This window comes from Chromobacterium sp. FG22 (assembly GCF_057809415.1).
Genome location: NZ_JBMDJX010000005.1, coordinates 182,741 through 208,326, shown reverse-complemented (window position 1 = coordinate 208,326; position 25,586 = coordinate 182,741). Strand labels below are relative to the sequence as shown.

Sequence of the window (25,586 nt, the reverse complement as noted above, 5' to 3'; positions counted from 1 at the left end):
GCCAAAGCCTTTTGGGGCGCAGGCGGGAGCAAAGGGCGCATCGATGCACTTGCCAGAGCTAGGAGGGCTCCTTGCGTGGCGGAGGCGTATCGAGGGAGATGGCCGGCAATCAAACTTGGGCTCTGGCCGCATCACGAGCGCCGCTATTCCGGCCGCGTGCCGAATCATTTTTGGAAGTACACCACCATTCTCAAGTGTCGGTGCTCGTCCACCACCAGCGTTTCGTGGTGGAAGTCCTGCGGTTGCCCTGCCGTGTTCAACATGGATCCGATGCCGCGTTGCGCGACTGCATTGCCAGGCGTGTCCCACCCGCGGCGAAAATCCGGTGACAGTGCCTTCAAGTCTTCGATCAAGGCCCGCATGGCGGGGTCTTCCGGCGCAACGGCAACGTCATAGCGAAATTGCGCCAGCAACCGCGGTGCATCGTTGCGCCAGGTGGGCAGCCGTTGCCGCAATTCGGGGTTGCTGAACACCATGCGCAGCAGGTTCCGGTCTTCCCAGGACTTGGCCGCCAGTTCAAGCAGCGCGTCTGCCGCGCTATTCCATGCCACGACATCCCAGCGCAGGTTCTGAACATAGGCCGGCCTGGGGAGCTCATCCAGCAATTGTTGGATGCCGGGCGTCACCGACATCCATTGATGCGCTTCTGGCGGCGGTGGGCGCCCGTGAGCCAGAAGAAACAGATGGCTGCATTCGGCATCATCCAGCTTGAGCGCACTGGCCACGCTCAACAGGAATTTCTCTGACACCTTGAGCTCGCGGCCTTGCTCGAACCACGTGTACCAAGTCAGCCCCACGCCAGCCAGGGCGGCGACTTCCTCCCGGCGCAGGCCAGGGGTTCGGCGTCGCTCGGTTGCGGGCAAGCCAACATCGCCCGGCGTCAGCTTCTTACGATGGCGAATCAGAAACTCGGACAACGCGTGTCGCGTGCGGCTGAGGCTGCGTTCTCGCATGGCTATTGTCACTGGTAATAGGATAAACGGTTAAATTGTCATGTGACTATCTTGCATGGAAGATGCGGTTCTAGCCATCGAATCGTGCAAGGAGCCGCCGCCCATGACGCAGTCAAAACCGCCTGCAAGCCCTGTCTCCGCAACCACGGACAATGTTCGCAAAGAGACCGAGCGCGCAGGGCCTCGCGCCTGGGCGGGGCTGGCCCTTCTATCCCTGCCAACCGTCATGCTCGGCCTGGACCTGACGCTGTTGCATCTGACCCTGCCGGCCTTGGCGGTGGATTTGCAGCCCACCAGTTCACAAGCGCTGTGGATCATGGACGCCTACGGCTTCCTGATTGCGGGCTTTCTCATCACGATGGGGACGCTGGGCGACCGGATTGGCCGTCGCAAGCTCCTGCTGATCGGTGCGGTCGCGTTTGCCGTGGCGTCGGTGCTCGCCGCTTTTTCCTCCAGCGCCAAGATGCTGATTGCAGCGCGGGCAGCGCTCGGCGTGGCAGGCGCCACCCTGATGCCGTCCACGTTGGCCTTGATCGGCAATCTATTCCCCAACCCGCGCCAGCGGGCGCTGGGCATTGGCATCTGGGCAACGATGTGGGGGATCGGATATGCATTGGGGCCGGTCGTGGGCGGGCTGTTGCTGGAGTGGTTCTGGTGGGGGGCGGCATTTCTGATCGCTGTGCCGGTGGTGATCCTGCTGCTGTTGCTCGCGCCATGGCTGCTTCCAGAGTGCCGTGCGTCAAAGGCCGGACGGCTGGACTTGCCCAGTGTGTTGCTATCGCTGGCGGCCATGCTGCCGTTCGTCTATGGCGTCAAGCGGATCGCCCAATCCGCTATCACGCTGGATGCCGGCGTCGCCATCCTGGTCGGGGTGTTGTTCGCCGGGGTCTTCATCCAGCGTCAGCGGCGCTTGGCCGATCCGTTGCTTGATTTGAGCCTGTTCTCCAAGCGCGCATTCTCGGTTGCACTCATCGTGCTCTTGTTCGGTCTCGTGGCAGTCGGTGGCACGATGATGCTGGTCGCTCAGTACCTCCAGTTGGTGATGGGGCTGTCTCCGGCGGCCGCGGGGCTGTGGATGGGCCTGGCCGCACTGGCCATGGTCATTGGCGGTACGGGCGCGCCGCTCGTGGCCAGGGCGATCCGGCCGGGATTCGTTGTCGCGGGTTCATTGGCGCTGTCGATGGTGGGCTATCTGATGCTGACGCAGATGACGGCTGATGCCGGAGGCGTGACGGTGGCGGTTGCTGCACTGGCCTTGACTTATTTGGGCAACGGCACGATCGCCGCTTTGGGAACTGATTTGGTGGTTGGTTCTGCGCCAGCGGAACAAGCCGGGTCGGCCTCGGCAATGACCGAGATGGTGCAGGACTTGGGCATTTCGTTGGGCATTGCGCTGCTTGGAAGCATTGCCAGCGCGGTTTATCGCCACACCATGTTGAGCCATTTGCCCAGCGGCCTTGAGGCGAGCATGCGCGAAGCGGTCGTGGATAGTTTGTGGGCGGCGTCCTCTCTCGCATCGGCGTTGCCCGTTGGCCTCATGGCGCAGGCGCAGGCGGCGTTCATGGCAGGGCTGCATGCCGCCGCCATTTTCAGCGCCGCAAGTGTTGCGGTGTTGACCGTGCTGTCCGCCGTGGCCTTGCGCCAGGTCTGCGTGCTCACTGCCCAGGAAAGGGGGTGAGCGTGGAGCGGTGGCACTTTCGCTGTGTCCTGATCCGGGGCGTGTGATCTACCTGGCCAAGTCCAGAGATGGGGTGGGAGCGTTGCCCCGTGTTTACGATCTCTTTCATTGAATCGTCAATTTTTCTGTCAGGAGTTCTAGGATGGCGTCTACCTTGGTCAATAACTGACGCCCTACCGGCCATACGAGGTTGAGGGGGAGGCCGTCTGTCGCCTGCTCCGGCAGGATCGGCACCAAGGTCCCTCGCTCGATTTCGTCGCGCACCAGCCAAGTTGCCAACTGCGCGACGCCGCAACCAGCCTCAACCGCTGCAACTTGAGCCTCGCCGTTTCCGACGATGATGCGTCCTTCCATCGTGCGTCGCTCAATCGTCCCGTTGTCATGCGCAATCAGCCATGGACTGGTCGTGCCATCAGCTTTGCCGTAGAGCACGGCATCGTGCTTGACCAGATCGGCAGGGGATGTTGGTACGCCATGGATCTCCATGTAATCGGGGGACGCGCAGAAGACGAGGCGCTCACGGCCCAGGAAGCGATGGGCCACCGCCGCGGGCCAGTGCTCCGGGCCGCCGATGCGCACTGCCGCGTCTATGCCCTCATCAGCCAGATCGACGAAACGATCGGTCAAGGAACAATGCACGCGTAGATGAGGGTGCTGCTGGGAGAAACGCAGCATCAAGGGCCAGACGTGCATTCGACCGAACGTCGCCGGTGCGTCGAGTCGCAAGCGGCCTACCGGTTCGCTACCTTGTGCGGCGAGCACAGCTTCCGCTTCTTCGAGATCAGCCAACACTCTCACGCATGTGCGGTAGAACGCTGCCCCTGCATCCGTCAATGCCAAGCGGCGGGTCGTGCGCTCAAACAGCCTGGCGCTGAGTCGGCCTTCCAGACGAGCCACGCTTTTGCTGACGGCGGAGCTGGTCAGATGCAAGCGTTCTGCTGCGGCCGTAAAGCTGCCCGCATCTGCCGTAGCCACAAAGGCTTCAATGCCCTTTAAGCGCTCAGACGGAATCATGCATGCCTCCATGCGTTTATTGACGAATATTTGTCAATAAACAGCAGAAAATTTATCAGAGATAGTATTTTATTTCTCAAATAGGATGGCTTCAATAGTGAACCTTATGTTAGGAGTCTCCTTAATGCTTTCATTTGCAACGCCCGGCGTCAGCACTTCAGCAGGTCGCGGCGGCCTTTCCATCGCCATCCTCGCCGTAGCCGCCTTTGTCATCGTTACGACGGAATACCTGATTGTTGGGCTGCTGCCGGCGCTCGCCCGCGATCTGGATATCTCGATTTCGGCCGCCGGTCAGCTCGTGACCCTGTTCGCCTTCACCGTGATGCTGTTCGGTCCGGTGCTGACCGCTCTGTTGTCTCACCTCGAGCGCAAGCGTCTGTTCATCGTTATCCTGCTGATCTTCGCGGCGTCCAATGCCCTGGCTGCGATAGCGTCCAACGTGTGGGTGCTGGCGCTTGCCCGGTTCATTCCGGCGCTGGTGCTGCCGGTGTTCTGGGGCACGGCGAGCGAAACGGCGGGGCAGATCGTGGGCCCGCAACAGGCTGGCCGCGCGGTGTCGCAGGTGTATCTCGGCATCTCCGCCGCTTTGCTGTTCGGCATTCCGCTGGGTACGCTGGCGTCCGACGCCATCGGCTGGCGCGGGACCTTCTGGGGGCTGGCCGGGCTGTCGCTGGTGATGGCGTTGGCGTTGACGGTCTTCATGCCGACCGTGGCAAGGCCCGAGCGGCTGCGTCTGGCGGAACAGACGCGCATCCTGAAAGATCCCTATTTCGTCGGCAATGTCGCCCTGTCGGTGGCGGTGTTTACGGCGATGTTCACCGCATATACCTATCTGGCCGATACGCTGGAGCGTATCGCTGCCGTGGCGCCGGCGCATGTCGGCTGGTGGCTCATGGGCTTTGGCGCCATTGGCCTGCTTGGCAACTGGTTGGGGGGACGCTTCGTGGATCGCAGTCCATTGGGCGCGACCGCCGCATTCTCGCTGCTGCTGGGTGTCGGCATGGCTGCCAGCGTGCCGCTGGCCGGTTCATTGGTCTTGCTGGGTCTGGCGCTGGCGGTTTGGGGCATCGCCTATACGGCGCTGTTCCCCATCTGCCAGGTGCGGGTGATGAAGTCCGCCACACACGCCCAGGCACTAGCCGGTACCTTGAACGTGTCGGCAGCCAACGCCGGCACGGGGCTGGGGGCCATCATCGGCGGCTTGGTCATTCCTCAATGGGGATTGGAGAGCATCGGCTATGTCGCCACAGGCATTGCGGTCGTGGCGATCCTCATGGCGGCTTGGCTTGCGCGCTTGCAGCCTCGGTGATGGTCGTGGGGAAGTCGCAATAGTGCTAAGACGCCTGCGTTGTTTCCTTAGCGTGGGCAGGGAGTATCGCCCGGTAGCGGATGGTCAGCGCATGGCGGGTGCCGATCGGCGCAGCGTCATGCTTGCCGCCGAGCGCTGCGCAATGCTCGACGACGAGCTGGGGTTCAGTCTAGCGTCCTGGCTGAGTAAGTCTCCAACAAGAAGGTGATGGTTGGCGCATAGCCAGTTGCAGTGGCATCCCCTACAATAGCGGGAATGCAACAGCGGACTTGCCGGTGGTTGCGGGTGGCCCGAGCGTCTGTCTTGGAAGATGGAGACGGAGCGGGCGCCGCAGCGGGCGCAAGCCGCTTTTTTTATTACGGAACGAAATGATGGAACCAGTGCGCCTGTCGAAACGCATGGCCGAGTTGGGTTTGTGCTCGCGCCGCGAGGCCGATAGCTATATCGAACAAGGGTGGGTGAAAGTGGACGGCGAGGTGGCCGTCCTCGGACAGAAAGTGCTGCCGCACAATCTGATCGAAGTGGACAAGAAGGCGCAGGACGCTCAAGCCTCGCGCGTCACCATCCTGCTGAACAAGCCCATGGGTTACGTGTCCGGCCAGGCCGAGGACGGCTACGAGCCGGCGGTGGTGCTGGTCAAACCGGAAAACCAGTGGGCGGAGGACAAGAGCCGCCGCCGGTTTTCTGCGCAGCATCTGAGAGGGCTGGCGCCGGCCGGCCGCCTGGACATCGATTCGGTGGGCTTGTTGATCCTGACCCAGGACGGCCGGGTGGCCAAGCAGATCATCGGCGAGCATTCCAGCGTGGACAAGGAGTACCTGGTGCGGGTGGAGGGCGAACTTTCCGACGAAGGTTTGAGTCTGCTCAATCACGGTCTGGAGCTGGATGGTAAAAAATTGCTGCCTGCCACCGTGGCTTGGCAAAACGAGGATCAGTTGCGTTTTGTGCTGCGCGAGGGCAAGAAACGCCAGATCCGCCGCATGTGCGAACTGGTGGGCTTGCGCGTGGTGGGCCTGAAGCGGATTCGCATCGGCAAGGTCAAGCTGGGCAATCTGCCCACCGGCCAATGGCGCTATCTGCGCGACGACGAATCGTTTTGATCCGGCCGGACGGCCGGTTGTCAGTGGGGGACGCATGTTAGGGCGCTTGTTGCAAAGATGGGGGCTGGATGCCGAAAGCCGGCAGCAGCAGCGGGAGTTGACACAGGCGATAGAGAGCCTGGTCGACGGCACGGACAAGCGTTTGCGCCTGTCTCCCGGCTATCTGGACGCGCTGGCCCCGGGCATGCGCGTCACCCAGGCCTATCTGGCCGAGTTGCCCAGCCGAATGCCGGAGCCGCTGACGCTGTCCTTGCGCGGCTTTGCGCAGGACCCGCGGCTGGGCTTGCTGTTTTCCGGGCCGGCCAGCCTTTTGTCCTGCCTGCGGCAGAGCGAAGCCTTGCGCAATTTCTTCCTGTCCGCCAGCCAGGGCGACGAGGCCTGGGCCTTGTTGTCGATGGCGCGCAGCGAAACCGGCCGCCTGGGCGTGGCGATGGAGGGCGGGGAGCTGCGCCGCGAAGTGCCGCAGCAGGTGGTGAGCTTCGACGGTCATAGGCTGGCCATGCCCTGCGCGTCGCGCGAGCTGCTGCTTGAGAGCAGCGCGCGGCGCAGCGAGGAAATGCTGGTCACGGTGATCGCGCGGCGGCTGAGCCTGCTGGAGCAGTTGCGCCAGACCTTGGACAACGAGATGTCGCGGCTGCAATTGCGCTTGAGCGTGCTGCGTTGCGAGGCCGGCACCGTGGTGGACGGCTCCTCGGACGGTTCGCCCTTGCCCGATACCTGCGAAGGGGTGCAGCGGCGCATGGCCGAGATCGAGCCCCAATTGCGCGAGGCGCGCGGCGCGCTGAGCCTTGAGGGCTTGCTGGAGACGGTGCGCCATGTGCTGGAGCATCCGGCCGAATATTTTCGGCTGGAATGGCGGACCTTGTACCTGAACCGCATGGGGATCAAGCAGGACGCGCCGGGCGAAGACGCCACCGAACTGGAGTTCGAGGAGCTGGTGTTGGGGCAGGCCCAGCCTTTGCGCCGCGCCTTGATGCCGGTGCGGGTGACGCGCCAGGCGCTGGCGGAACTGGAGCGGGAATTCGGCAGCGACTGAGACGGGGCCCGACTACGCCAAAGCGGGCTGTGCAAAGCCGAAACAAGGGCTATGCTGGAACTGTATAGTCGCTTTCGATCAGCCTTCAGGGCGGCTGATTGAGTCTGCCCCGGCACCAGGCCGGGGTTTTTTTGCGCCCGCTGCATCGCAATGGGATATTTTGCGCCGGGAATGCGTGAAACGCCCGCCAGGGCTTGCTTTGTGCTATCCTTGCGCCCCTCTTCAGCAACGACCGTGACCCGTCACTCAAGCCATGAAAGATCCTTGCGATCACTACACCTTCGATCTGATTGGCGGCGTCCGCAAAAAGCCGGGACGCAAGCCCTTGGGCGAGCGCGCGATGACGGTGGCCGAGCGCAAGCGGCGCAGCCGCGAACTGCGCCGCAGCCGCCTGCAGGAGCTGTCGGTGACGGTGGAGCTGAGCCGGGACGCGCAGAAGTCGCTGGATAAAATGATAGAGTGGTGGGGCGTCAGCAAGAAGGAGGCGATCAACCGCGCGCTGATGATAGCCTGTCAATCGCAGACCGGGCGCACCGCGCAGTTGTTCGAGTTCGATCTGCCGCCGGAGGCGCGGCGCAAGGGCAAGAAGACTAACGGCGGTTCCGGCGCGTAAGCACCGCCGCCGTGCGAATAAGCGAAAAGGCCGAGCAAGCATGCTCGGCCTTTGGCGTTTCCGGGCCCGGCGGGCCGGGCGCGAATCGTGTCTTAACCGTAGCGTTTGGCGGCCTCGATCGCCAGGCCGCTGCCGATGCTGCCGAAGAGGTCGCCTTCCACATGGCGGGCCTGGGGCAGCAGGCGCTTGATGCTGTCGCGCAGCGCCGGCACGCCGCTGGAGCCGCCGGTGAAGAAGACGGTGTCGATGTCGTCGGCCTGCGCGCAGGCGTCGGTCAGCAATTGGCGCACGGTGGCGCCGATCTGGCCCAGCATCGCGTCTATGCTGTGATTGAATTGATCGCGGCTCAACTCGCAGTGCAGGCCGGCCTCGATATGCCCCAGGTCCAGCCGGTGCTGCGCCTCGTCCGACAGCGCGATCTTGGCGGCTTCCACCTGCATCGCCAGTCGGTGGCCGGCGCGGTCCTGGATCAGGCGGAACAGGCGGTCCAGCACCTGCGGCTGCGCCGCGTCGCGGTGCACGTCCTGCAGGTCCATCCAGGCCTTGCGGGTGTAGGCGAAGTTGATGGTGTGCCAGGTGGCCAGGTTGAAGTACTGGCTGGACGGCATCTCCGCGTTGTTGCGCAGCCGGCTCTTGAAGCCGAACAGGGGCATCACGCCGTGCAGGCTCAATTGCTTGTCGAAGTCCGTGCCGCCGATGTGGACGCCGCCGGTGGCGAGAATGTCGTCGAGGCGCTCGTCCAGGCGGTGGCGCTCGGGCGCCAGGCGGATCAGGGTGAAGTCCGAGGTGCCGCCGCCGATGTCGACGATCAGCACCAGCTCTTCGCGCTCCAGCCGGGCTTCGTAGTCGAAGGCGGCGGCGATGGGTTCGAACTGGAAGGACACGTCCTTGAAGCCCACCTGGCGCGCGATCTCGCCCAGCGTGGTCTCGGCTTCGGCGTCGGCCTTGGGGTTGTCGTCGACAAAGTGCACCGGGCGGCCCAGCACCACTTGTTCGAACGGGCGCTCGGCGGCGCGGTCGGCGCGCAGCTTCAATTCCTGGATGAACAGGCTGAGCAGGTGGCGGAAAGGCAGGGCCTTGCCTTGCACTTCGGTTTGGCTGTCGATCAGGTTGGAGCCCAGCAGGCTTTTCAGCGAGCGCATCAGCCGGCCTTCATAGCCTTCCATGTACTCCTGCAGCGCCAGCCGGCCGAACACGGAATGATCTTCCTCGTAATTGAAGAAAACCACCGAGGGCAAGGTGATCTTGCCGTCCTCCAGCGTCAATAGAGTGGCTTGGTTCGGGCGCAGCCACCCCACGGTGGAGTTGGATGTGCCAAAGTCAATGCCGCAGGCGCGGGCCGTAGTCTGCGTGTTCATATTCCCTCCCGTAAAGCGAGGCGCGATGGTACGCGGATTGGCGCGGCAAGGGAAGGCTTTGACAACCGAATCAAGCGTTTTGTCGCTTTGGCGGCTTTGGTCGCGCCTGTCTTTTGGCCGGGACGCGCGGTGGCCGCAACGCAATGGGTATATGCTGAAAGCGCGTCCCGCAGGAGCCGGGGCGGGTAATGGACTGAATGGAAAGGATCCAGGCATGAATAAACTGATCGTGATGTTTGTTGCATTGGCGCTGGGGAGCGGCGGTCTGTCCGGCTGCGCGAACATGTCCGAAACCCAGAAAGACACTGGTACCGGCGCGGCGATTGGCGCGGTGGCCGGCGCGGTGCTGGGCGGCCTGACCGCCGGTGGCAGCCCTGGCCGCAGCGCCGCCACCGGCGCGGCCCTGGGCGCGGCGCTGGGCGCCGGCGGCGGCTATTTGTGGTCCAAGCACATGCAGGAGCAGAAGGCGGCGATGGAGCAGGCGACCAAGGGTTCGGGCGTCAGCGTCAGCCAGACCGCGGACAATCAGCTGAAGCTGGACATCCCCAGCGATGTGTCTTTTGACGTGGGCCGCTACGACATCAAGCCCAATCTGCGGCCGATTCTGGACCGTTTCGCCGCCACCTTGAACCAGAATCCGGTGACCACGGTGAAGATCGTCGGCCATACCGACAACACCGGCTCCAATGCGGTCAATGACCCGCTGTCGCTGAACCGCGCCCGCGCCACGCGCGACTATCTGACCGCGCGCGGCGTGGCGGAGGGGCGGATCAGCATCGCCGGCCGCGGCTCGCATGAGCCGGTGGCGAGCAACGCCAGCGCCTCGGGGCGGGCGAAGAACCGGCGGGTGGAAATCTTCGTGGGCGAAGCCGCGCGCGGTTGACGCGGGCGGACGGAGCGATGCGGGGCGGGCGCCGTAAACGGCGTGCCGCCCTTTGTGTTTTCCGGCCGAGGCATGCGCAGGCTGTCTGTTAAATTTTAAATGTAATACGTAATATATTTTAAAGCGACGCTTTGCTAGAATGTCGGCCACGACAAACGGGCATTTTCAGGCATGGCGACAGATATTTATTCGCGCATCCGGCAGGCGGCGTTCGAGCTGGTGGGCGAAGGCGTATGGCCGACGGTGATGGAGGTGAGGGCCAGGATAGGCGCGGGCTCCAACACCACGATCAACAACACCTTGAAAGAGTGGCGGCAGGAGTTTCTGTCGCGGGTGGCGGTGTCGTCGCGGCGGCCGGATTGGCCGGCCGGCCTGGCCGAAGCCTTTGAACAAGTGTGGCAGCGGGCCTGCGACGAGGCGGACGGGCGGCTGGAGTCTTTGCGTCAGGACGCGGAAACCGCGGTGGCCCAGGCCGCGGCGGAGACCCGCGAGCTGGAAGCCGGCCTGGCGGCGCGCCAGGCCGAGTTGCAGTCCGCCTTGCGCGAGCTGGAGTTGCGCGCCGCGAGGCTGGCGGATTTGGAAGGACGCTTGCAGGGTGAGGAAACCCGGCGCCAGATGCTGGAGCGGGCGCAGCTGGAGCAGGAGTCGAGGCTGGAGCAGTCCAGGAAGGAGCTGTCCGAGCTTAGGCGCCAGGCGGAGCAACGTCAGCAGGAACTGGAAGAGCGCGCCGAGCTGAAAGTGCAGGAGGCGCGCGAGGAAGCCGCGCGGCGCGAGGCGCTGGCCTATGAGCGGCTGGAAGGTTTACGGCTGCGGCTCTACGAACAGATGGAAGAGGAGCGTCGGGCGATGCAGCAGGCGCAGGCGCGCCAGGAAGAGGCTTTGCAACAAAGCCGGCGCGAGCGGACGCGGCTGGAGGGCGAGTGGCGCGACCGTCTGGCGGAGCGCGAGCGAGACAACGGCCGTTTGGAGGCGAGGCTGGAGTGGCTGGAAGGGCGTAGCGCCGCCTTAGAGCAGGATGCGTTGCGGCAGGCGGTGCAGTTGGAGCAGACTTCGGCGCGCTTGCTGGATATGGCCAGCGAGAACAGCCGGCTGGCCGGCGAGGTGAATCTGGGCGCCGAGCGGCAGCTGGCGCGTTTGGTCGAGATTCTGGCCGGTTCGCGCCAGGAGCTGTTGGCGCTGGACGAGGCCGGCTTGCGCGAATGGCTGGGGCGGCAACTGCAATTGCCCTTGCTGGGCTAGTGCGCTCCGGACGCGTGTTTCTACTAAGTGCTTGCCACGATGCCGGCGGAAGCCGGCTTTGCTAGTTTGACGTGAGGATTGTCTTGATTGGAGGCAATATGACTTTCGTCGAATATTATCGCGCGCCGGCGCTGATCTCCCTGCTGGCCTTGTTCGTGTGGTGCGGCTTGTGCTGGGCGGACGGCGGCTCTTTCTGGCAGGGTTTGCTGGCGATGGCCGCGGGCAAGAATCTGTCCATTCTGTCCGGTCTGGCCGTGTTCTGGGTTCTGGAGCTGGCGGGACGCGCGTGGTCGAGATCCCGCGAGGGGCGAGACCCTATGCATTTGCAGTCGTAGCCGGCGGCAAGGGCCGGCAATGAAAAGCGCGCCAAAGGGCGCGCTTTTTTCATGGCCGCGGCGGCCTCGAAAGCTCTTGAGGCCGGTTTGCGGGCTTTCTCAGAACAAGCGGGCCAGCCCCGCGGCGATGCGCTCCAGATATTCGGCGTCCACCGCATCGAAGCTGGCCGGTTCGCTGGAGTCCACATCCAGCACCGCGACCACTTCGCCGGCGGCGTTGCGGACGGGCACCACGATTTCCGAACGGGCGCTGGAGGAGCAGGCGATATGGCCGGGGAAAGCGTCGACATCTTCCACCACCAAGGTTTTTTCGGCCTGCCAGGCGCTGCCGCACACCCCTTTGCCAAACGGGATGCGAGTGCAGGCGATCGGGCCCTGGAAGGGGCCAAGCACCAGTTGCTTGTCCTTGACCAGGTAGAAGCCGGTCCACAGCCAGTCGAAGCTGCTGTGCAAGGCGGCGCAGAGATTGGCCAGTGCGGCGATCTGATCGGTCTCGGACTCAATCAGCGCCAGCGCCTGCGGCAATAGGGTTTGATAGCGCTCTTGTTTGTCGGCGCCGTGGATGATCAGCTGTTCTGCCATGGGGTGTCGTCGGGGTGTGGCTTGGGAAAGCGACAGCATACACAGCGGGCGGGCAAAAGAAAACGCCGCCCGGCGGGGCGGCGTCGCGCGGCGGGCCGGGGCCCGTTTACATCATGTGTTGACCGCCGTTCATCGCCACGTTGGCGCCGGTGATGAAGCCGGCTTGTTCGGAGGCGAGGAAGGCGACCAGGGCGGCGATTTCCTCGGGCTTGCCCAGGCGGCCCACCGGAATCTGCGCCACGATCTTGTTGCGCGTCTCCTCCGCCACCGCCATCACCATATCGGTGGCGATATAGCCGGGCGAAATGGTGTTGACGGTCACGCCCTTGCGCGCCACTTCCTGCGCCAGGGCCATGGTGAAGCCGTGCATGCCGGCCTTGGCGGCGGAGTAGTTGGTCTGGCCGAACTGCCCCTTCTGACCGTTGATCGAGGAGATGTTGATGATGCGGCCGAAGCCGCGGTCGCCCATGCCGTCCACCACCGGCTTGGTCATATTGAACAGGGAGTCCAGATTGGTACGCAGCACCGCGTCCCAATCGTCCTTGGTCTGCTTCTTGAAACTGCAGTCGCGGGTGATGCCGGCGTTGTTGACCAGCACGTCCACCGGCCCCAGGTCTTTGGCCACCTTTTCGGCCAGTGCCTTGCAGGCTGCGGTGTCGGTGACGTCGCATTGGTAGGCGTGGATATCCTTGAGTCCCAGCCCCTTCATGTCGGCGAGCCAGGCTTGTTCGCGGCCGGGCTTGCTGTAGGTGGTGACTACGATGTGACCGCTTTCCGCCAGGGCTTTGCAGATGGCGGTGCCAATACCGCCCATGCCGCCGGTTACGAGTGCGATTCGCTTAGTCATAGTGCTGGCTCCTTTTTTGGCTGTCTGTCTGGATATGCTTATGCGATACGACTTTCAGTTTTTTAGGATAAGTGAATTACCCGCGTATGTGAATGGAAAGTACGCACACCCTTCGTCACGGCTTGGACGGTGAAAGTTCATCCGTTAGACGTTGCAGCAAAGAGAGCCGGGACTTGGCGATGGCGCCCGATTCACATGCGGTCATGATGGCACAGTTCGGTTCCACGCGGTGCGAACAATTGTGGAAGCGGCATTGACCAATCAACGGGCGTATTTCCGGGAAGTAGCGGGTTAGTTCGGCGGCCTTCAAATGCTTGAGGCCAAACTCCTGCAGGCCGGGGGAATCGATCAGATGACTGTCCGCGTTCAGATGGTAAAGCGTGGCGTGAGTCGTGGTGTGGCGGCCGGAGTCCAGCGCGGTGGAAATGTCGCCGATGCGGGCGTTGGCGTCCGGCAGCAGCGCATTGGTCAGCGTGGACTTGCCCATGCCGGACTGGCCGACGAAGACGCTGGTCTGGCCTTGCAGCAAGGGCAGCAGCGGCGCGACGTCCTGCTTGGCGGACAGGGTGACCACTTGGTAGCCCAGTTGGCGGTACAGCTCCAACTTGCGCAGCAAGCCCTCGGTTTCCGGCAGGTCGGCCTTGTTGACCACGATGACGGGGTCGATGTCGCCGGCTTCCGCGGCGATCAGGCAGCGGCCCAGCAGTTCTTCGTTGGGGCTGGGCACGGCGGCGATCACGAACAGGATGCGGGTCACATTGGCGGCGATGACCTTGGTTTTCCAGTCGTCCTGGCGGTAGAGCAGGCTGCGTCGCTCTTGCGAGCGCTCGATGACGGCCTGTTCCTTGTTCTGCACCAGGATGTCCACCCAGTCGCCACAGGCGAAATCGACGCGTTTGCCGCGGGTGGTGCAATCGTAAACCTGGCCGTCGGATTCAACGATGAAGCGGCGGCCGTGGCTGCGGATGATTTGTCCGGTCTGACCTGTCATGGGCGGGCCAGCAGCGCTTCGGTCTTGGCGGCGCAGATGAAGTCGTTCAGGGTCAGGCCGCCGGCGTCGTGGGTGCTGAAGTTGACGACGACGCGGTTGTAATGCACCGACAGATCCGGGTGGTGGTCTTCGCGGTGAGCGATCCAGGCCAGCGCGTTGACGAAGGCCATGGTGTCGTGGAAGTTGGCGAAGGGAAAGGTCTTGGTCAGTTCGATGCCGCGGATGTTCCAGCCGGGCAGGGAACCCATCAATTGGTTGACGGTGCTGGCGGCCAGCGGGCTGGCGCCGTGTTGGGCTTCGCAGGACAGTTCGAGCAGGTTCATGTCAGCGGTTTCCTTGTAGATGGTTGATGCGCAGCGCGGCGGGCGGGTGCGAGTCGTAAAAAGCGGAATGCAGCGGGTCCGGCGTCAGCGTGGACGCGTTGTCGCGATAAAGTTTGACCAGGGCGGACACCAGTTTGCCGGCGTCGGTTTCGCTGGCGGCGAAGTCGTCGGCCTCGTATTCGTGGCGGCGCGACAGGCTGCTGGACAGCGGGGTGAACGGAAAGGTGAAGGCCGGCACCGCGGTGAAGAACAGGATTAGCGCCATCGCGGTGCTGGGCGTGGAGACGCCCAGGCCGGCGTAGAACCAGGGCGCGTCCAGCAGCTGCCCCAGCAGGAAGAGGAAGCCCAGCGACAGCGCGAAGGCCAGCGCGATGCGCTTGACGATGTGGCGGCGCTTGAAATGGCCCAGCTCGTGAGCCAGCACCGCTTCGATTTCCTGGTGGTCCAATTGCCCCAGCAAGGTGTCGAAGAACACGATGCGCTTGCCGGCGCCAAAGCCGGTGAAGTAGGCGTTGCCGTGGCTGGAGCGGCGGGAGCCGTCCATCACGAACACGCCCTGGCTCTGGAAGCCGGCGCGTTGCAGCAGCGCTTCGATGCGCGCCTTGAGCTCCAGGTCTTCCAGCGGGGTGAATTTATTGAACAGCGGCGCGATCAGCGTCGGGTAGATTGCCACCATCAGCAGCTGGAAGCCGGTCCAGACCAGCCAGACCCATAGCCACCACAGCGGGCCGGAAATGTCCATCAGCCACAGCACCAGCGCCACCAGCGGCAAGCCGATGACGGTGCCCAGCAGCAGGCCCTTGATCTGGTCGATGATGAACAGCCTGGGCGTGGTCTTGTTGAAGCCGAAGCGGGCCTCGATGCCGAAGGTGGAGTACAGGCTGAGCGGAAAGCTGACGCAGCCGGTCAGCGCCGCCACGCCCACGATCAGCAGCAGGCCGGACGACAGCGGCGAGACGCCTGCGGCGGCCACGGCGCCGGCCAGCCATTGCAGAACGCCGCCAAAGGTCAGCGCCAGGATCACCAGGCTGTCCAGCACGGCGGAAAACAGGCCGAAACGGGTCTTGGCGATGCAATAATCGGCGGCCAATTGATGTTGTTGCAAGGCGATGGCGTCGCGAAAAGCGGCGGGCACTTCCGCGCGGTGGCGGGCGATGTGGCGGGCGTGGCGCCAGCCCAGCCAGAGTTTTAGCGCGAGTGTGGCCGCCAGCGCGGCCAGGAAGAGAGAGCTGAATGCCTCGGTCATCGGAGTCCGTTATCTGCTGTCAGGTTTGCCGCCAGCGCGGCAATGAAGGAAAATAGAAGGGTTTTGCAAAGATTGGCAAGTATGACACAAGATCAAATGAACCTCATCTGGCTCGACATGGAAATGACGGGCCTGAATCCAGAGACCGACCGCATCATCGAAGTGGCGATGATCGTGACCGACAGCCAGTTGAACGTGGTGGCGGAATCGCCGGTATTGGTGATCCACCAGCCCGACGAGGTGTTGGACGGCATGGACGACTGGAACAAGAACACCCACGGCAAGAGCGGCCTGATCGAAAAGGTCAAGGCCTCCACGCTGGGCGAAGCCGAGGCCGAGCAAATCCTGCTGGATTTCATGGCTCTGCACGTGCCGCCGCGGATCACGCCGATGTGCGGCAACACCATCCACCAGGATCGTCGTTTCATGGTGCGCTGGATGCCCAAGCTGGAAGAGTATTTCCACTATCGCAACCTGGATGTGTCTACGCTGAAAGAGTTGTGCAAGCGTTGGAAGCCGGAGGTGGCGCGCGGCGTGGTCAAACGCGGCAAGCACGAGGCGCTGGCGGACATCCTGGAGTCCATCGAGGAGTTGCGTTACTACCGTGAGCATTTCCTCAAGCTCTAAGAACCTGTTTACGATCCGCCGCGCGTCGTGAGACGTGGCACGGCGAGTGCCGCTTCGAAATGCGCATGTGCCACGAGTACATTCCGCTTTCTCAGCCGCAACGCCTTGTCCCGCTCTAGCTCGCGAGATCGTAGACACGTTTTAAGCGGGGTACTGTCCCACAGGAGCGGCTCCGCAGCGGAGCTTGCTCCTTTTTATTGGCGAACACTTATTCCAGCGGCAATCCATATGGCTTCGCAACGCAGTTCCGACATTAATTCCACCCGGGTCTGGGCCCGGCTGCATCAGCATCAGCGCGCGACCCGGCACATGCATATGCGCGAGTTGTTCGACGCCGATTCGCAGCGTTTCCAGCGCTTTTCGCTGGAGCTGGACGGCCTGTTGCTGGACTACTCCAAGAACCGCATCACCGAACGCACACTGGAGTTGTTGTTCGAATTGGCGCGCGAGGCCGATCTGGCCGGCTGGATGGAGAAAATGCGCGGCGGCGAGCGCATCAACGTCAGCGAGGACCGCGCGGTGCTGCACACCGCCTTGCGGCTGCCGGCCGGCGAGAGCCTGCTGCTGGACGGCTGCGAGCTGGTGGCCGAGGTGCAGGCGGTGCTCGCGCGGATGCGCGCTTTCAGCGAACAGGTGCGCGGCGGAGAGTGGAAAGGCTTCAGCGGCCGGCGCATCCGTCACGTGGTCAATCTGGGCATAGGCGGTTCCGACCTGGGGCCGCTGATGGTGAAAGAGGCGCTGGCCGCGTACGCGTCGCCGGAGCTGGACGTGCATTTCGTCTCCAATGTGGACGGCGCGCACGTCGCGCGCACGCTGCAGCGGTTGGACCCCGCCGAAACCCTGTTCATCATCGCGTCCAAATCCTTCACCACGCCGGAGACGCTGCTGAACGCCCAGGCGGCGCGGCAGTGGTTTTTGCAGGCGGGGAGCGAGGCCGATATCGCGCGTCATTTCGTCGCGGTGTCCACCAATCAGCCGGCTGTGCAGGCTTTCGGCATCGATCCGGCGCATATGTTCGGCTTTTGGGACTGGGTGGGCGGCCGCTACTCCACGTGGTCGGCCATCGGCCTGCCGGTGATGCTGTCGATAGGCTTCGACCGCTTCCAGGAATTCCTGGCCGGCGGTCACGCGATGGACCGGCATTTCTTCAGCGCGCCCTTCGCCGCCAATATGCCGGTGCTGCTGGCGCTGATCGGCGTCTGGTACAACACCTTCTATCGCGCCCATACCCACGCCATCATGCCTTACGACCACGGCTTGCGTCGTCTGCCGGCCCATGTGCAGCAATTGGACATGGAGTCCAACGGCAAGCGCGTCGGCCGTTACGGCGAGGCGTTGGATTTCGACACCGGCCCGGTGATCTGGGGCGAAGAGGGGGCCAATAGCCAGCACGCCTTTTTCCAGCTGCTGCATCAGGGCACGCGACTGGTGCCTTGCGATTTCATCATCCCGATGCGCAGTCATTATCCGGTAGCGGACCAGCACCAGGTGCTGGTGGCCAACTGCCTGGCCCAGACCGAAGCCTTGATGCGCGGCAAGAGCGAGGCCGAGGCGATGCGGGAGCTGGCGCATTTGCCGGGCGAGCAGCTGGACATGCTGTTGCCGCAGAAGCTCTTCCCGGGCAATCAGCCGTCCAACACCCTGGCGCTGGACGAGGTGAGTCCGCGCAGCGTGGGCATGCTGCTGGCGCTGTACGAGCACAAGGTGTTCGTGCAGGGCGTGATCTGGGGCATCAACTCCTTCGATCAATGGGGGGTGGAGTACGGCAAGCAACTGGCGCGCCGCATTCTGCCGGAGCTGGCCGCCGGCGACGACGCGCTGGCGCACGACAGCTCCACCAACGGCTTGATCCGCCATTTCAAAGCGCGGCGAGGCTGAGAGGATGGCCATGCAAGAAAGTCTGGAATTGGCTCGCCGTCTGGGCGAGCGTCTGCTGGCGGCGGGCGAGAGCGTCGCCGCCGCCGAATCCTGCACCGGCGGCATGATCGCCGCGGCGCTGACCGACATCGCCGGCAGTTCCGCCTGGTTCGGCTACGGCGTGGTCACTTACAGCAATGAGGCCAAGCAGCGTCTGCTGCGGGTGGAGGACGGCGCCTTGCGCGAGCACGGCGCGGTCAGCGAGGCGGTGGTGAGGCAGATGGCCGCCGGCGCGCAGACGTTGTCCGGCGCGGATTGGAGCGTGGCGGTGTCCGGCGTCGCCGGCCCCGGCGGCGGCACGGCGGCCAAGCCGGTGGGGCTGGTCTGGTTCGGCATCGCCGGTCCTGACGGCTGGAGCGAGGCTTTCAGCTGCCGCTTCGACGGCGATCGCGCGCAGGTGCGCGCGCAAACCGTGATCCGCGCCTTGCAGCGTCTGGACGAGCTGTTGGCCGCGCGCAGCCGCGCCGCTTAGCGTCCACCCGCTGAAGCGCGGCGGGCTTTGAACAGGCTTTTAGTCTTTGTTGTCCGGTTTTTTGCGCGCGCGCGGGTGCGCGCCGTCATAGACCTTGGCCAGGTGCTGGAAGTCCAGCGCGGTGTAGATCTGGGTGCTGGACAGATTGGCGTGCCCCAGCAGTTCTTGCACCGCGCGCAAGTCCCCGGATGATTGCAGCAGGTGAGAGGCGAAGGAGTGGCGCAGCATATGCGGATGCACGTGTTGTTGCGCGCCGGTCTTGATCGCCCAGTCACGCAGGCGTTTTTCCACTTGCCGTCCGCCCAGCCGTCCGCCGTGGCGGGCGATGAAAACCGCGCGCTCCTCTTGCGCCGCCTGGCGTTGCGCCAGCCAGCGCTGCAGGCAGGCGCGCGCCTCGGCGCCCAGCGGCGCAATGCGTTCCTTGCCGCCCTTGCCGCGGATGCGCAGCAGATCGTCGGAAAAGTCCAGGTCTTCCAGATTCAATCCCACCGCTTCGGACAGGCGCAGCCCGCAGGAATACATCAGCTCGAACAGCGCGCGGTCGCGTATGGAGAGCGCGTCGTCGTCGTCGATGCGGTCCAGCAAGGCCGCGGTGCTGTCCACCGGCAAGGCCTTGGGCAGCGGCTTGTCCTGTTTGGGCGCGCGCAGGCCCTGGCTGGGGTCGTCCCCGCGCTGTCCGTTGTCCAGCAGCCATTGGTAGAAGCGGCGCCAGGCGGAGAGCTTGCGCGCCAGGCTGCGGCTGTGCAGGCCTTGCGCGTGCAGCTTGGCCAGGATTCTGCGCAACTGGGCGTGTTCGGCCCGCTCCAGCGGAGCGGGGCTCAGCAGGGCGGCCAGTTGTTCCAGATCGCGCAGGTAGGCGGCGGCGGTGTGGCCGCTGCGGCCGGCCAGCGCCAGCGAGGCGGCGAAGCGCTCCAGGATGTCCATTTCAGCGGCGCAGCCTGGCCATCTGCATCAGGCGCTCGAACAATTGCAGATCCTGTTCGCTCTTGAGCAGCGCGCCCGCCAGCGGCGGCGGGGCGTTGTCCTGATGGCGCTGCTTCAGCGCGGCGGCGTCCATGTTTTCCGCCGACAGCAGTTTCAGCCAGTCCAGCAATTCCGAGGTGCTGGGTTTTTTCTTTAGGCCCGGCAGCTCGCGTATGGAGAAGAACACCTCCAGCGCTTCGCTGACCAGTTGCTGGCGCAGGGCGGGGAAGTGGGCGTCGATGATGGCCTGCATGGTGTCCCGGTCCGGGAAGCGAATGTAATGGAAGAAGCAGCGGCGCAAGAAGGCGTCCGGCAGCTCTTTTTCATTATTGGAGGTGATGATGATGATGGGGCGCTGGCGGGCGCGCACGAACTCCTGGGTTTCGTGGACGAAGAACTCCATCTGGTCCAGTTCGCGCAGCAGATCGTTGGGGAATTCGATGTCGGCCTTGTCGATTTCGTCGATCAGCAGCACCGGGGCGGCGTCGGCGTCGAAAGCCTGCCACAGCTTGCCCTTGACGATGTAGTTGCGGATGTCGTGCACGCGGGCGTCGCCCAGCTGCGAGTCGCGCAGCCGCGAGACCGCGTCGTATTCGTACAGGCCGTGCTGCGCCTTGGTGGTGGACTTGATCGGCCAGACAATCAGCTCTCGGCCCAGGCTGCGGGCCACTTCCTCGGCCAGCATGGTCTTGCCGGTGCCGGGTTCGCCCTTGATCAGGAGCGGGCGCTCCAGCGTGATGGCGGCGTTCACCGCCATCATCAGGTCTTCGGTGGCGATGTAGTTGTCGGTGCCGGAAAATCGGGTATTGCTCGTCATGGGCGGGGGAGGCTTCAAAATGGCCAAAGCAGCCGCGCGGACGGCTGCTTTGGCGCGGAAAGGGGTTAACGGGCGAATTCGCGTTCCAGATCGTCCAGCGAAATGCCCCAGCTTTTCATCATATGGCTCAGCAAGGCCATTTCCGGCTCGCTGATGGTGCCGTCTGACTTGCTGATATCCATGGCCAGCACGCAGGCCAGGATGCGTTTGCGGTGGTCGCTCACCTCGGCCAGCAGGCCGTTGATGCGCTCCGCGTCCAGCAAATGAATGGTGCCGTCGTCGTTGGCTTCGTCGGAGACGTCGTCGCAGTAATCCACCAGCACCTTGGTGAACTGCTTGCGCGGCAGGCCGATCAGGTCGTAGACGTGGAGTTTCTCCAGCAGCTCCAGCTCGCGCGGGTCCATATTGCCATCCGTGATCATAAACATGGCCAGCAGGCGCGCCAGTGCTTCCGGGCTATTGAGTGCGTATTTTCTCATGACGCCTTTCCTTTATTCTGATGTGACGCCTAGCCGCTCCAGAAACGCTGGGGGCATGGCGGCAGGCTTGCGGCTGACGTAGTCGAAGAAGACTAGGCCTGTCTTCAATCTTGCCACTTCTTTCCCGGTTTTGTCATTGCTTGCCTGATAGAGCAGATCGAAACCGCGCGCGCCGACGTCGTCCACGGCCAGCGCGAAGCGCAGCACCTCGCCGTGAAAGGCCTCCGCGCGATAGAGGATGGCGGTGTCCGCCACCACGACGCCCAGGCCCTCGATGCTGAGTTCGTGCGGATAGCCTAGACTTTGTAAAAAGCGCAGCCGCGCTTCCTGAGCCAGTCTCAGCACGGCGTCGTTGCCTAGGTGGCCGGCGTAGTTGATGTCTCCGATGCGGATGTCGACGCGGGTTTCGAATGCGAAGCGCTCAGGCAGGACAATCTGGATTCTGGGCATGATGTGGGCTTTGGGCGAGTGGTTTGGCTGAGTTGTTTGTCTTAACCTGAGTCAACAGGGCAGTGGCATGGTTTGATAGACTGCAAGTGTAAGGCAAATACAACAAGGAGCAGAGTCATGTATCAGCGCATATTCGTACCCGTGGATGATAGTGAAACCTCCAACCTGGCATTGCACGAGGCTTGCCATCTGGCCAAGGAGGTGGGCGCCAGCCTGAAGTTGGTGCATGTGGTGGATTTGGCCCAGTTCGGCTGGGGTGGCACCGAGTTTCTGGACGCGACCGAGCTGCAGAAATCGATCAAGCAGGCGGGCGAGCAGGTGTTGGGTCAGGCCGGGGCCAAGGCCAAGGAGCTGGGCGTGACGGCGGATTGCAAGATCCTGGAAAGCTGGGGCGACAAAATCGCCGCGGTGCTGGTGGACGACGCCGGCGTCTGGGGTGCCGATTTGATAGTGATGGGTACCCATGGCTGGAGCGGCTTAATGCATTTGCTGATGGGCAGCGTGGCGGAGGGCGTGCTTAAACTGGCGGACGTGCCGGTGTTGCTGGTGCGCAACCCGGGGGACTAGGCTGATGGCATGGCGGGCGCCTTGCATGGACGGAGTGAGGCGCGCCGTTGCTTGTCGGACAATCACGCGGGCAAAAATAAAGCCAGCCGGCATCGCTGCGGGCTGGCTTTCCTCGCGGAAGGGGATCAGCCGGCGGTGGCTTCCACGCTGCCGTCCTGGGCTTCCAGCTTGGTGCGAACCGCTTTGCGCAGACTCTTGTACAGGTCCGGGTGGGTTTCCTTCAGGTACTCGACGATTTCGAAGTCTTCGCGGCGAACCTTGGACAGGTCGATCTGCTCGACGTGAACCAGGCGCAACAGTTCGCGCACCGGCTTGGGCATGTTGCGGCCGCTTTCGTAGCGGGAGCCGCCGGACTGGGTCACGCCGATGCGGCTCCAGAATTCTTGCTGGTTCAGGCCGAGCTTACGGCGGATCTCACGCGGGTTGGGGATCTTTTCAAACAGTTTCATGAGTGTTCCTCTCAGTATCAAAGAATATTGGTTCTAATATTTTTTAGGTTTCGTGCCCTGCACCCTAAAAATAGCAAAAAAAATCCATCAGGAATAATTCTGATGCAAAAAAGTTCATGAAGTTCCGTTAAGAGTCGACTTCGTTTTTTGCAATGTTAGTGGATTCTTATTGTCAAGGACAATGGGATTTGCAGGTCGAGACGCAAAAAGATACTGTGTGGTCGCTTTTTTGTAAAGCGTTTTGGCATTTGAGACTGAAAAAAAAGGGGAGGGGCGGCGAGCCTGACCCCCGGCACTTGCGCTAAATAACTGTGGCTGCTTCCTTCCGGACCTGACCAGGTTCGCTATCGCGCAATGCGGGGAGACCCGCCTCAAGAGAAGACGCATTCTAACGACAAGCGGCCGTTTTGCCAAGCTCGGCGTGCGTTTTTGTCGCGACGCCGGCCGCGGCGTCGGTTGCCGAAGCGCGGCCGCGCAGGCAGACTGGGCGGCATCTATATTAATACCGCGGCAAGCGTGGGAGTGTGTGATGGTTCAATCGGCGCAAGAACTGTTGGCGGAACTGATCCGCTTCGACACCACCAGCCGGCATTCCAATCTGCAGTTGATCGAGTGGACGCGCGCCTATCTGTCGCAATTGGGCGTGGAGTCCACGCTGACCTTCAACGACGAGGGCAGCAAGGCCAATCTGTTCGCCCGCATCGGCGCGCCGGAACTACCGCTGGTGGTGCTGTCCGGCCATAGCGACGTGGTGCCGGTGGACGGCCAGGTCTGGAGCAGCGATCCCTTCATCCTGACCGATAAGGGCGATGGTCGCTTGTATGGCCGCGGCTCCGCCGATATGAAGGGCTTCATCGCCTGCGTGCTGTCGCTGGCGCCCTGGTTCGCGGAGTTGGCCGCGCGCGGAGAATTAAGGCAGGGCATAGGCATCGCCCTGTCTTACGACGAGGAAGTCGGCTGCCTGGGCGTGGGCCGGCTGATAGACCGCCTGGCGGCGGACGGAGTCAAGGTGTCGGGCTGCATCGTCGGCGAGCCCACCAGCATGCAGCCGGTGATCGCGCACAAGGGCATCGCTCATTTCCTGTGCAAGGTGGGCGGCCGCGCCGCGCATTCCTCGCTCACCCCGCAAGGCGTCAACGCCATCGAGCTCGCCGCGCGGCTGATCACCCATATCCGCAAGCTGGCCGACGCCGAAGCGTCCTTCGGTCATCGTCAGTCCTTATATGATGTGCCGTTCACCACCTTGCAGACCGGCACCATTCATGGCGGCACCGCCTGCAATATCGTGCCCAAGGATTGCGAATTCATGTTCGAGTGCCGCTGGTTGCCGGGCGATGGGCCTGAGCGTTTTGTCAGTTCCGTCCGGGACTACGCCGCCACCTTGTTGCTGGAGATGCGCGAGGTGGCGCCGGAGGCGCAGATCGAGATCGAACGGGTGGTGTACAGCCCGGCCTTCGAATCGTCTGAAGACAGCGCGGTGCGCCGCACCGTGGCGCGCTTGTGCGGCTGCGACGGCGGCAAGGGCGTCGCCTACACCACTGAGGCCGGCCTGTTCAGCGAGGCCGGCATCGCTTGCGTGGTGTTGGGGCCCGGCAACATCGAACAAGCGCACCGGCCCGACGAATACATCGACATCGATCAACTGGAGCAGTGCGCGGCCTGGTTGCGGCGACTGGGAGATGAGCTGACGCAAAAACCGTGAAGATTTTTTTGCGCTGATGACCGAATAGCCGCAAAATCGCTGCCGGCGACAAGCCGAACACTCAAGTTGCCCGCCGGGGGGATCCCTTAGGCGGGCTTGTTTTATGGCGGCGTGAGCAGCTGTTCAACGCCCGGTCCCAAGGGGCCGGCGAGCGTTGGCGCCGCGGTAGTCAGAAAGAAAAAATAAATGAGTCAGAACGTGGGATCTGTGCGGCAGGGAGGCGCGGCCAAGTCGCGAGACGGCTTCACCTCCAGCTTTGGCGTGTTGGCGGCGACTCTCGGTTCCGCCGTGGGCCTCGGCAATATCTGGAAGTTTCCTTATCTGACCGGCACCAATGGCGGCGCCGGTTTTTTGGTGGTGTACGTGCTGGCCACGCTGCTGGTGGGCTTGCCGGTGATGATCGCCGAGATCATGCTGGGCCGCAAAGCCAAGCGCGACGCGGTGACGGCGCTGAAGACGCTGGCGCCGGCCGGTCAGCCCTGGTGGCTGATCAGCGCTTTCGGCGTGCTGGCCGCCTTCCTGATCATGGCTTTCTATTCCGAAGTGGCGGCCTGGGTCTTCGCCTATGTGTTCAAGTCCTTGGGCGGCGGCCTCTTGTCCAGCGATCCCAAGGTGACCTCGCAGGCGTTTGGCGCCTTGATCTCCGATCCGGTGCAATCCTTGCTGTGGCAATGGCTGGTCTTGCTGCTGATAGGCGGTATTCTGCTGATGGGGGTGTCCAAAGGCATCGAGGCGGTGACCAAGAAGCTGATGCCCTTGCTGTTCCTGCTGTTGCTGGTGATAGGCGCGCGCAGCCTGATGCTGCCCGGCGCGGCCAAAGGGCTGGACTTCCTGTTTACCCCCGATTTTTCCAAGATCAGCGGCGCGGTGGTGCTGACCGCGGTGGGGCTGGCCTTCTTCAAGCTGTCCATCGGCATGGGCACCATGATTACCTACGGCAGCTATTTCCGCGATGATCAGAACATCCCGGTCACCACCTTCCGGGTGATGTGCGCGGACCTGTTCGTTTCCCTGCTGGCAGGCATCGCTATTTTCCCCGCGGTGTTCGCTTTCGGCTTTGAGCCGGCGGCGGGCCCGTCGCTGCTCTTCATCACCATCCCGGCAGTGTTCGCCAGCATGCCGCTGGGCAATGTGTTCATGGTGGCCTTCTTCGTGCTGGCCGCGATCGCCGCCACCGGCGCGATGCTGTCCATTCTGGAAGTGCCGGTATCGGTGTTCAGCGAGCGCTTCGGTATCAGCCGCGTCAAGGCCACGGTGATCAACCTGCTGCTGCTGGCCTTGGTGGGCGCGGGCTGCGCCTTGTCCAACAGCACGCTGTCCGGCTTCAAGCTCTTCGGCATGACCTTGTTCGACCTGTTCGACTTCGTGACCTCCAATCTGCTGATGCCATTGGGCGGCATCTTCCTCTGCCTGTTCGTCGGCTGGGTGTGGGGTTTCGAACAGCTGAAGCAGGCGCTGAGCAATCAGGGCGCCCTGAAGAACGAGGGCTTGTTGAAAGCGCTGTTCTTCGTGCTGCGCTATGTGTCGCCGCTGTTGATCCTGGTGGTGATGCTGAAGGGCCTGGGCGTGATTTGAGCCCGTGCCGTCAAACAGAAAAAGGAGCCGCGAGGCTCCTTTTTTCATGCCGGCCGGCAGG

27 protein-coding genes and 1 other RNA gene are annotated in these 25,586 nt (G+C 63.3%); 14 read left to right on the top strand and 14 right to left on the bottom strand.

Features of this window, described 5'->3' with window-relative positions; all coding sequences use genetic code 11:
• Positions 1–164 precede the first annotated feature (164 nt).
• Positions 165–953: a helix-turn-helix transcriptional regulator gene (locus tag ACODSD_RS07485; RefSeq protein WP_488877084.1), complete on the bottom strand. Its 789-nt coding sequence runs from the start codon at positions 951–953 to the stop codon at positions 165–167.
• 103 nt (positions 954–1,056) lie between these two features.
• Between ACODSD_RS07485 and ACODSD_RS07480 the strand changes: the two genes are divergently transcribed.
• The gene (locus ACODSD_RS07480) at positions 1,057–2,631 is read left to right on the top strand and encodes an MFS transporter (protein ID WP_488877083.1); all 1,575 of its coding nucleotides are present in this window, start codon (positions 1,057–1,059) and stop codon (positions 2,629–2,631) included.
• Positions 2,632–2,736: 105 nt separating this feature from the next.
• Here ACODSD_RS07480 and ACODSD_RS07475 read toward each other — a convergent pair whose 3' ends face one another.
• Entirely contained in the window at positions 2,737–3,645 is a 909-nt protein-coding gene (locus tag ACODSD_RS07475; RefSeq protein WP_488877082.1) for a LysR family transcriptional regulator, read from the bottom strand.
• A 124-nt stretch (positions 3,646–3,769) separates the two neighbouring features.
• Here ACODSD_RS07475 and ACODSD_RS07470 point away from each other — a divergent pair, with 124 nt between their 5' ends.
• From ACODSD_RS07470 to ACODSD_RS07455, 4 genes are all read left to right on the top strand, one after another.
• Positions 3,770–4,954 (top strand): MFS transporter, encoded by a 1,185-nt coding sequence (locus ACODSD_RS07470; protein ID WP_488877081.1) that lies wholly within the window; start codon positions 3,770–3,772, stop codon positions 4,952–4,954.
• 371 nt (positions 4,955–5,325) lie between these two features.
• Complete coding sequence (locus ACODSD_RS07465) at positions 5,326–6,054, top strand: pseudouridine synthase (RefSeq protein WP_107801719.1); 729 nt, start codon at positions 5,326–5,328, stop codon at positions 6,052–6,054.
• A gap of 49 nt (positions 6,055–6,103) precedes the next feature.
• The gene (locus ACODSD_RS07460; protein WP_486637308.1) at positions 6,104–7,090 is read left to right on the top strand and encodes a hypothetical protein; all 987 of its coding nucleotides are present in this window, start codon (positions 6,104–6,106) and stop codon (positions 7,088–7,090) included.
• A gap of 253 nt (positions 7,091–7,343) precedes the next feature.
• Positions 7,344–7,703 (top strand): hypothetical protein, encoded by a 360-nt coding sequence (locus ACODSD_RS07455; protein WP_107798808.1) that lies wholly within the window; start codon positions 7,344–7,346, stop codon positions 7,701–7,703.
• Positions 7,704–7,795: 92 nt separating this feature from the next.
• Here the strand turns inward: ACODSD_RS07455 and ACODSD_RS07450 are convergent, their stop codons facing one another.
• Positions 7,796–9,061: an Hsp70 family protein gene (locus tag ACODSD_RS07450; RefSeq protein WP_107798809.1), complete on the bottom strand. Its 1,266-nt coding sequence runs from the start codon at positions 9,059–9,061 to the stop codon at positions 7,796–7,798.
• A gap of 214 nt (positions 9,062–9,275) precedes the next feature.
• On the opposite strand from ACODSD_RS07450, the gene ACODSD_RS07445 reads away from it, so the two are divergent.
• The 3 genes from ACODSD_RS07445 (at position 9,276) to ACODSD_RS07435 (ending at position 11,518) form a co-directional block, all read left to right on the top strand.
• Positions 9,276–9,944 (top strand): YiaD family glycine zipper/OmpA-like lipoprotein, encoded by a 669-nt coding sequence (locus tag ACODSD_RS07445; RefSeq protein ID WP_488877080.1) that lies wholly within the window; start codon positions 9,276–9,278, stop codon positions 9,942–9,944.
• A gap of 171 nt (positions 9,945–10,115) precedes the next feature.
• Entirely contained in the window at positions 10,116–11,183 is a 1,068-nt protein-coding gene (locus tag ACODSD_RS07440) for a DNA-binding protein (protein WP_107798811.1), read from the top strand.
• 98 nt (positions 11,184–11,281) lie between these two features.
• Entirely contained in the window at positions 11,282–11,518 is a 237-nt protein-coding gene (locus tag ACODSD_RS07435; RefSeq protein WP_107798812.1) for a hypothetical protein, read from the top strand.
• Between the two features lie 99 nt (positions 11,519–11,617).
• Here ACODSD_RS07435 and ACODSD_RS07430 read toward each other — a convergent pair whose 3' ends face one another.
• From ACODSD_RS07430 to ACODSD_RS07410, 5 genes are all read right to left on the bottom strand, one after another.
• Complete coding sequence (locus ACODSD_RS07430; protein ID WP_253313612.1) at positions 11,618–12,100, bottom strand: GAF domain-containing protein; 483 nt, start codon at positions 12,098–12,100, stop codon at positions 11,618–11,620.
• Positions 12,101–12,206: 106 nt separating this feature from the next.
• Positions 12,207–12,947, bottom strand: coding sequence for an acetoacetyl-CoA reductase (phbB, locus tag ACODSD_RS07425; RefSeq protein WP_107798814.1), 741 nt, complete (start codon positions 12,945–12,947; stop codon positions 12,207–12,209).
• A 115-nt stretch (positions 12,948–13,062) separates the two neighbouring features.
• Positions 13,063–13,938, bottom strand: coding sequence for a ribosome small subunit-dependent GTPase A (gene rsgA / locus ACODSD_RS07420; protein ID WP_227103405.1), 876 nt, complete (start codon positions 13,936–13,938; stop codon positions 13,063–13,065).
• A complete protein-coding gene (locus ACODSD_RS07415) occupies positions 13,935–14,261 on the bottom strand; it encodes a 4a-hydroxytetrahydrobiopterin dehydratase (protein WP_048415508.1) in 327 nt (108 codons plus the stop codon). The genes rsgA and ACODSD_RS07415 overlap by 4 nt, the downstream gene beginning before the upstream one ends.
• Before the next feature lies 1 nt (position 14,262).
• Positions 14,263–15,507, bottom strand: a complete 1,245-nt coding sequence (locus ACODSD_RS07410; RefSeq protein WP_488877079.1) for a M48 family metallopeptidase — start codon at positions 15,505–15,507, stop codon at positions 14,263–14,265.
• A gap of 81 nt (positions 15,508–15,588) precedes the next feature.
• On the opposite strand from ACODSD_RS07410, the gene orn reads away from it, so the two are divergent.
• The 3 genes from orn to ACODSD_RS07395 all read left to right on the top strand — a co-directional run bounded on the left by orn (position 15,589) and on the right by ACODSD_RS07395 (position 18,523).
• A complete protein-coding gene (gene orn / locus ACODSD_RS07405; protein WP_107798817.1) occupies positions 15,589–16,134 on the top strand; it encodes an oligoribonuclease in 546 nt (181 codons plus the stop codon).
• A 228-nt stretch (positions 16,135–16,362) separates the two neighbouring features.
• Positions 16,363–18,012 carry a glucose-6-phosphate isomerase gene (gene pgi, locus ACODSD_RS07400; protein ID WP_488877078.1) on the top strand — a complete coding sequence of 550 codons (1,650 nt, stop codon included), beginning with the start codon at positions 16,363–16,365 and terminating at the stop codon, positions 18,010–18,012.
• Between the two features lie 22 nt (positions 18,013–18,034).
• On the top strand, positions 18,035–18,523 hold the full coding sequence (locus ACODSD_RS07395; protein WP_370445213.1) for a CinA family protein: 489 nt from the start codon (positions 18,035–18,037) through the stop codon (positions 18,521–18,523).
• 39 nt (positions 18,524–18,562) lie between these two features.
• Here ACODSD_RS07395 and xerC read toward each other — a convergent pair whose 3' ends face one another.
• The 4 genes from xerC to ACODSD_RS07375 form a co-directional block, all read right to left on the bottom strand.
• On the bottom strand, positions 18,563–19,447 hold the full coding sequence (gene xerC, locus ACODSD_RS07390) for a tyrosine recombinase XerC (protein ID WP_227103399.1): 885 nt from the start codon (positions 19,445–19,447) through the stop codon (positions 18,563–18,565).
• Position 19,448: 1 nt separating this feature from the next.
• Positions 19,449–20,303: an AAA family ATPase gene (locus ACODSD_RS07385; protein WP_107798821.1), complete on the bottom strand. Its 855-nt coding sequence runs from the start codon at positions 20,301–20,303 to the stop codon at positions 19,449–19,451.
• Positions 20,304–20,368: 65 nt separating this feature from the next.
• On the bottom strand, positions 20,369–20,782 hold the full coding sequence (locus ACODSD_RS07380) for a tellurite resistance TerB family protein (RefSeq protein ID WP_107798822.1): 414 nt from the start codon (positions 20,780–20,782) through the stop codon (positions 20,369–20,371).
• Positions 20,783–20,794: 12 nt separating this feature from the next.
• Positions 20,795–21,232 carry an acyl-CoA thioesterase gene (locus tag ACODSD_RS07375; RefSeq protein WP_107798823.1) on the bottom strand — a complete coding sequence of 146 codons (438 nt, stop codon included), beginning with the start codon at positions 21,230–21,232 and terminating at the stop codon, positions 20,795–20,797.
• A 117-nt stretch (positions 21,233–21,349) separates the two neighbouring features.
• Between ACODSD_RS07375 and ACODSD_RS07370 the strand changes: the two genes are divergently transcribed.
• A complete protein-coding gene (locus ACODSD_RS07370) occupies positions 21,350–21,799 on the top strand; it encodes a universal stress protein (protein ID WP_107798824.1) in 450 nt (149 codons plus the stop codon).
• A 125-nt stretch (positions 21,800–21,924) separates the two neighbouring features.
• On the opposite strand, the gene ACODSD_RS07365 is transcribed toward ACODSD_RS07370, so the two are convergent.
• Positions 21,925–22,248 carry a helix-turn-helix domain-containing protein gene (locus ACODSD_RS07365; RefSeq protein WP_107798825.1) on the bottom strand — a complete coding sequence of 108 codons (324 nt, stop codon included), beginning with the start codon at positions 22,246–22,248 and terminating at the stop codon, positions 21,925–21,927.
• A gap of 272 nt (positions 22,249–22,520) precedes the next feature.
• An RNA gene (ffs, locus tag ACODSD_RS07360) (signal recognition particle sRNA small type) lies at positions 22,521–22,619 on the bottom strand.
• A gap of 158 nt (positions 22,620–22,777) precedes the next feature.
• On the opposite strand from ffs, the gene argE reads away from it, so the two are divergent.
• Positions 22,778–23,950, top strand: coding sequence for an acetylornithine deacetylase (gene argE, locus ACODSD_RS07355; protein WP_488877077.1), 1,173 nt, complete (start codon positions 22,778–22,780; stop codon positions 23,948–23,950).
• A 186-nt stretch (positions 23,951–24,136) separates the two neighbouring features.
• On the top strand, positions 24,137–25,525 hold the full coding sequence (locus tag ACODSD_RS07350; protein WP_227103392.1) for a sodium-dependent transporter: 1,389 nt from the start codon (positions 24,137–24,139) through the stop codon (positions 25,523–25,525).
• Positions 25,526–25,586: the final 61 nt, after the last annotated feature.

Coding starts and splice junctions, on each gene's coding strand:
- ACODSD_RS07485 (WP_488877084.1), bottom strand. CDS start 953: ATGCGAGAACGCAGCCTCAGCCGCACGCGACACGCGTTGTCCGAGTTT.
- ACODSD_RS07480 (WP_488877083.1), top strand. CDS start 1,057: ATGACGCAGTCAAAACCGCCTGCAAGCCCTGTCTCCGCAACCACGGAC.
- ACODSD_RS07475 (WP_488877082.1), bottom strand. CDS start 3,645: ATGATTCCGTCTGAGCGCTTAAAGGGCATTGAAGCCTTTGTGGCTACG.
- ACODSD_RS07470 (WP_488877081.1), top strand. CDS start 3,770: ATGCTTTCATTTGCAACGCCCGGCGTCAGCACTTCAGCAGGTCGCGGC.
- ACODSD_RS07465 (WP_107801719.1), top strand. CDS start 5,326: ATGGAACCAGTGCGCCTGTCGAAACGCATGGCCGAGTTGGGTTTGTGC.
- ACODSD_RS07455 (WP_107798808.1), top strand. CDS start 7,344: ATGAAAGATCCTTGCGATCACTACACCTTCGATCTGATTGGCGGCGTC.
- ACODSD_RS07450 (WP_107798809.1), bottom strand. CDS start 9,061: ATGAACACGCAGACTACGGCCCGCGCCTGCGGCATTGACTTTGGCACA.
- ACODSD_RS07445 (WP_488877080.1), top strand. CDS start 9,276: ATGAATAAACTGATCGTGATGTTTGTTGCATTGGCGCTGGGGAGCGGC.
- ACODSD_RS07440 (WP_107798811.1), top strand. CDS start 10,116: ATGGCGACAGATATTTATTCGCGCATCCGGCAGGCGGCGTTCGAGCTG.
- ACODSD_RS07435 (WP_107798812.1), top strand. CDS start 11,282: ATGACTTTCGTCGAATATTATCGCGCGCCGGCGCTGATCTCCCTGCTG.
- ACODSD_RS07430 (WP_253313612.1), bottom strand. CDS start 12,100: ATGGCAGAACAGCTGATCATCCACGGCGCCGACAAACAAGAGCGCTAT.
- phbB (WP_107798814.1), bottom strand. CDS start 12,947: ATGACTAAGCGAATCGCACTCGTAACCGGCGGCATGGGCGGTATTGGC.
- rsgA (WP_227103405.1), bottom strand. CDS start 13,938: ATGACAGGTCAGACCGGACAAATCATCCGCAGCCACGGCCGCCGCTTC.
- ACODSD_RS07415 (WP_048415508.1), bottom strand. CDS start 14,261: ATGAACCTGCTCGAACTGTCCTGCGAAGCCCAACACGGCGCCAGCCCG.
- ACODSD_RS07410 (WP_488877079.1), bottom strand. CDS start 15,507: ATGACCGAGGCATTCAGCTCTCTCTTCCTGGCCGCGCTGGCGGCCACA.
- orn (WP_107798817.1), top strand. CDS start 15,589: ATGACACAAGATCAAATGAACCTCATCTGGCTCGACATGGAAATGACG.
- pgi (WP_488877078.1), top strand. CDS start 16,363: ATGGCTTCGCAACGCAGTTCCGACATTAATTCCACCCGGGTCTGGGCC.
- xerC (WP_227103399.1), bottom strand. CDS start 19,447: ATGGACATCCTGGAGCGCTTCGCCGCCTCGCTGGCGCTGGCCGGCCGC.
- ACODSD_RS07385 (WP_107798821.1), bottom strand. CDS start 20,303: ATGACGAGCAATACCCGATTTTCCGGCACCGACAACTACATCGCCACC.
- ACODSD_RS07380 (WP_107798822.1), bottom strand. CDS start 20,782: ATGAGAAAATACGCACTCAATAGCCCGGAAGCACTGGCGCGCCTGCTG.
- ACODSD_RS07375 (WP_107798823.1), bottom strand. CDS start 21,232: ATGCCCAGAATCCAGATTGTCCTGCCTGAGCGCTTCGCATTCGAAACC.
- ACODSD_RS07370 (WP_107798824.1), top strand. CDS start 21,350: ATGTATCAGCGCATATTCGTACCCGTGGATGATAGTGAAACCTCCAAC.
- ACODSD_RS07365 (WP_107798825.1), bottom strand. CDS start 22,248: ATGAAACTGTTTGAAAAGATCCCCAACCCGCGTGAGATCCGCCGTAAG.
- argE (WP_488877077.1), top strand. CDS start 22,778: ATGGTTCAATCGGCGCAAGAACTGTTGGCGGAACTGATCCGCTTCGAC.
- ACODSD_RS07350 (WP_227103392.1), top strand. CDS start 24,137: ATGAGTCAGAACGTGGGATCTGTGCGGCAGGGAGGCGCGGCCAAGTCG.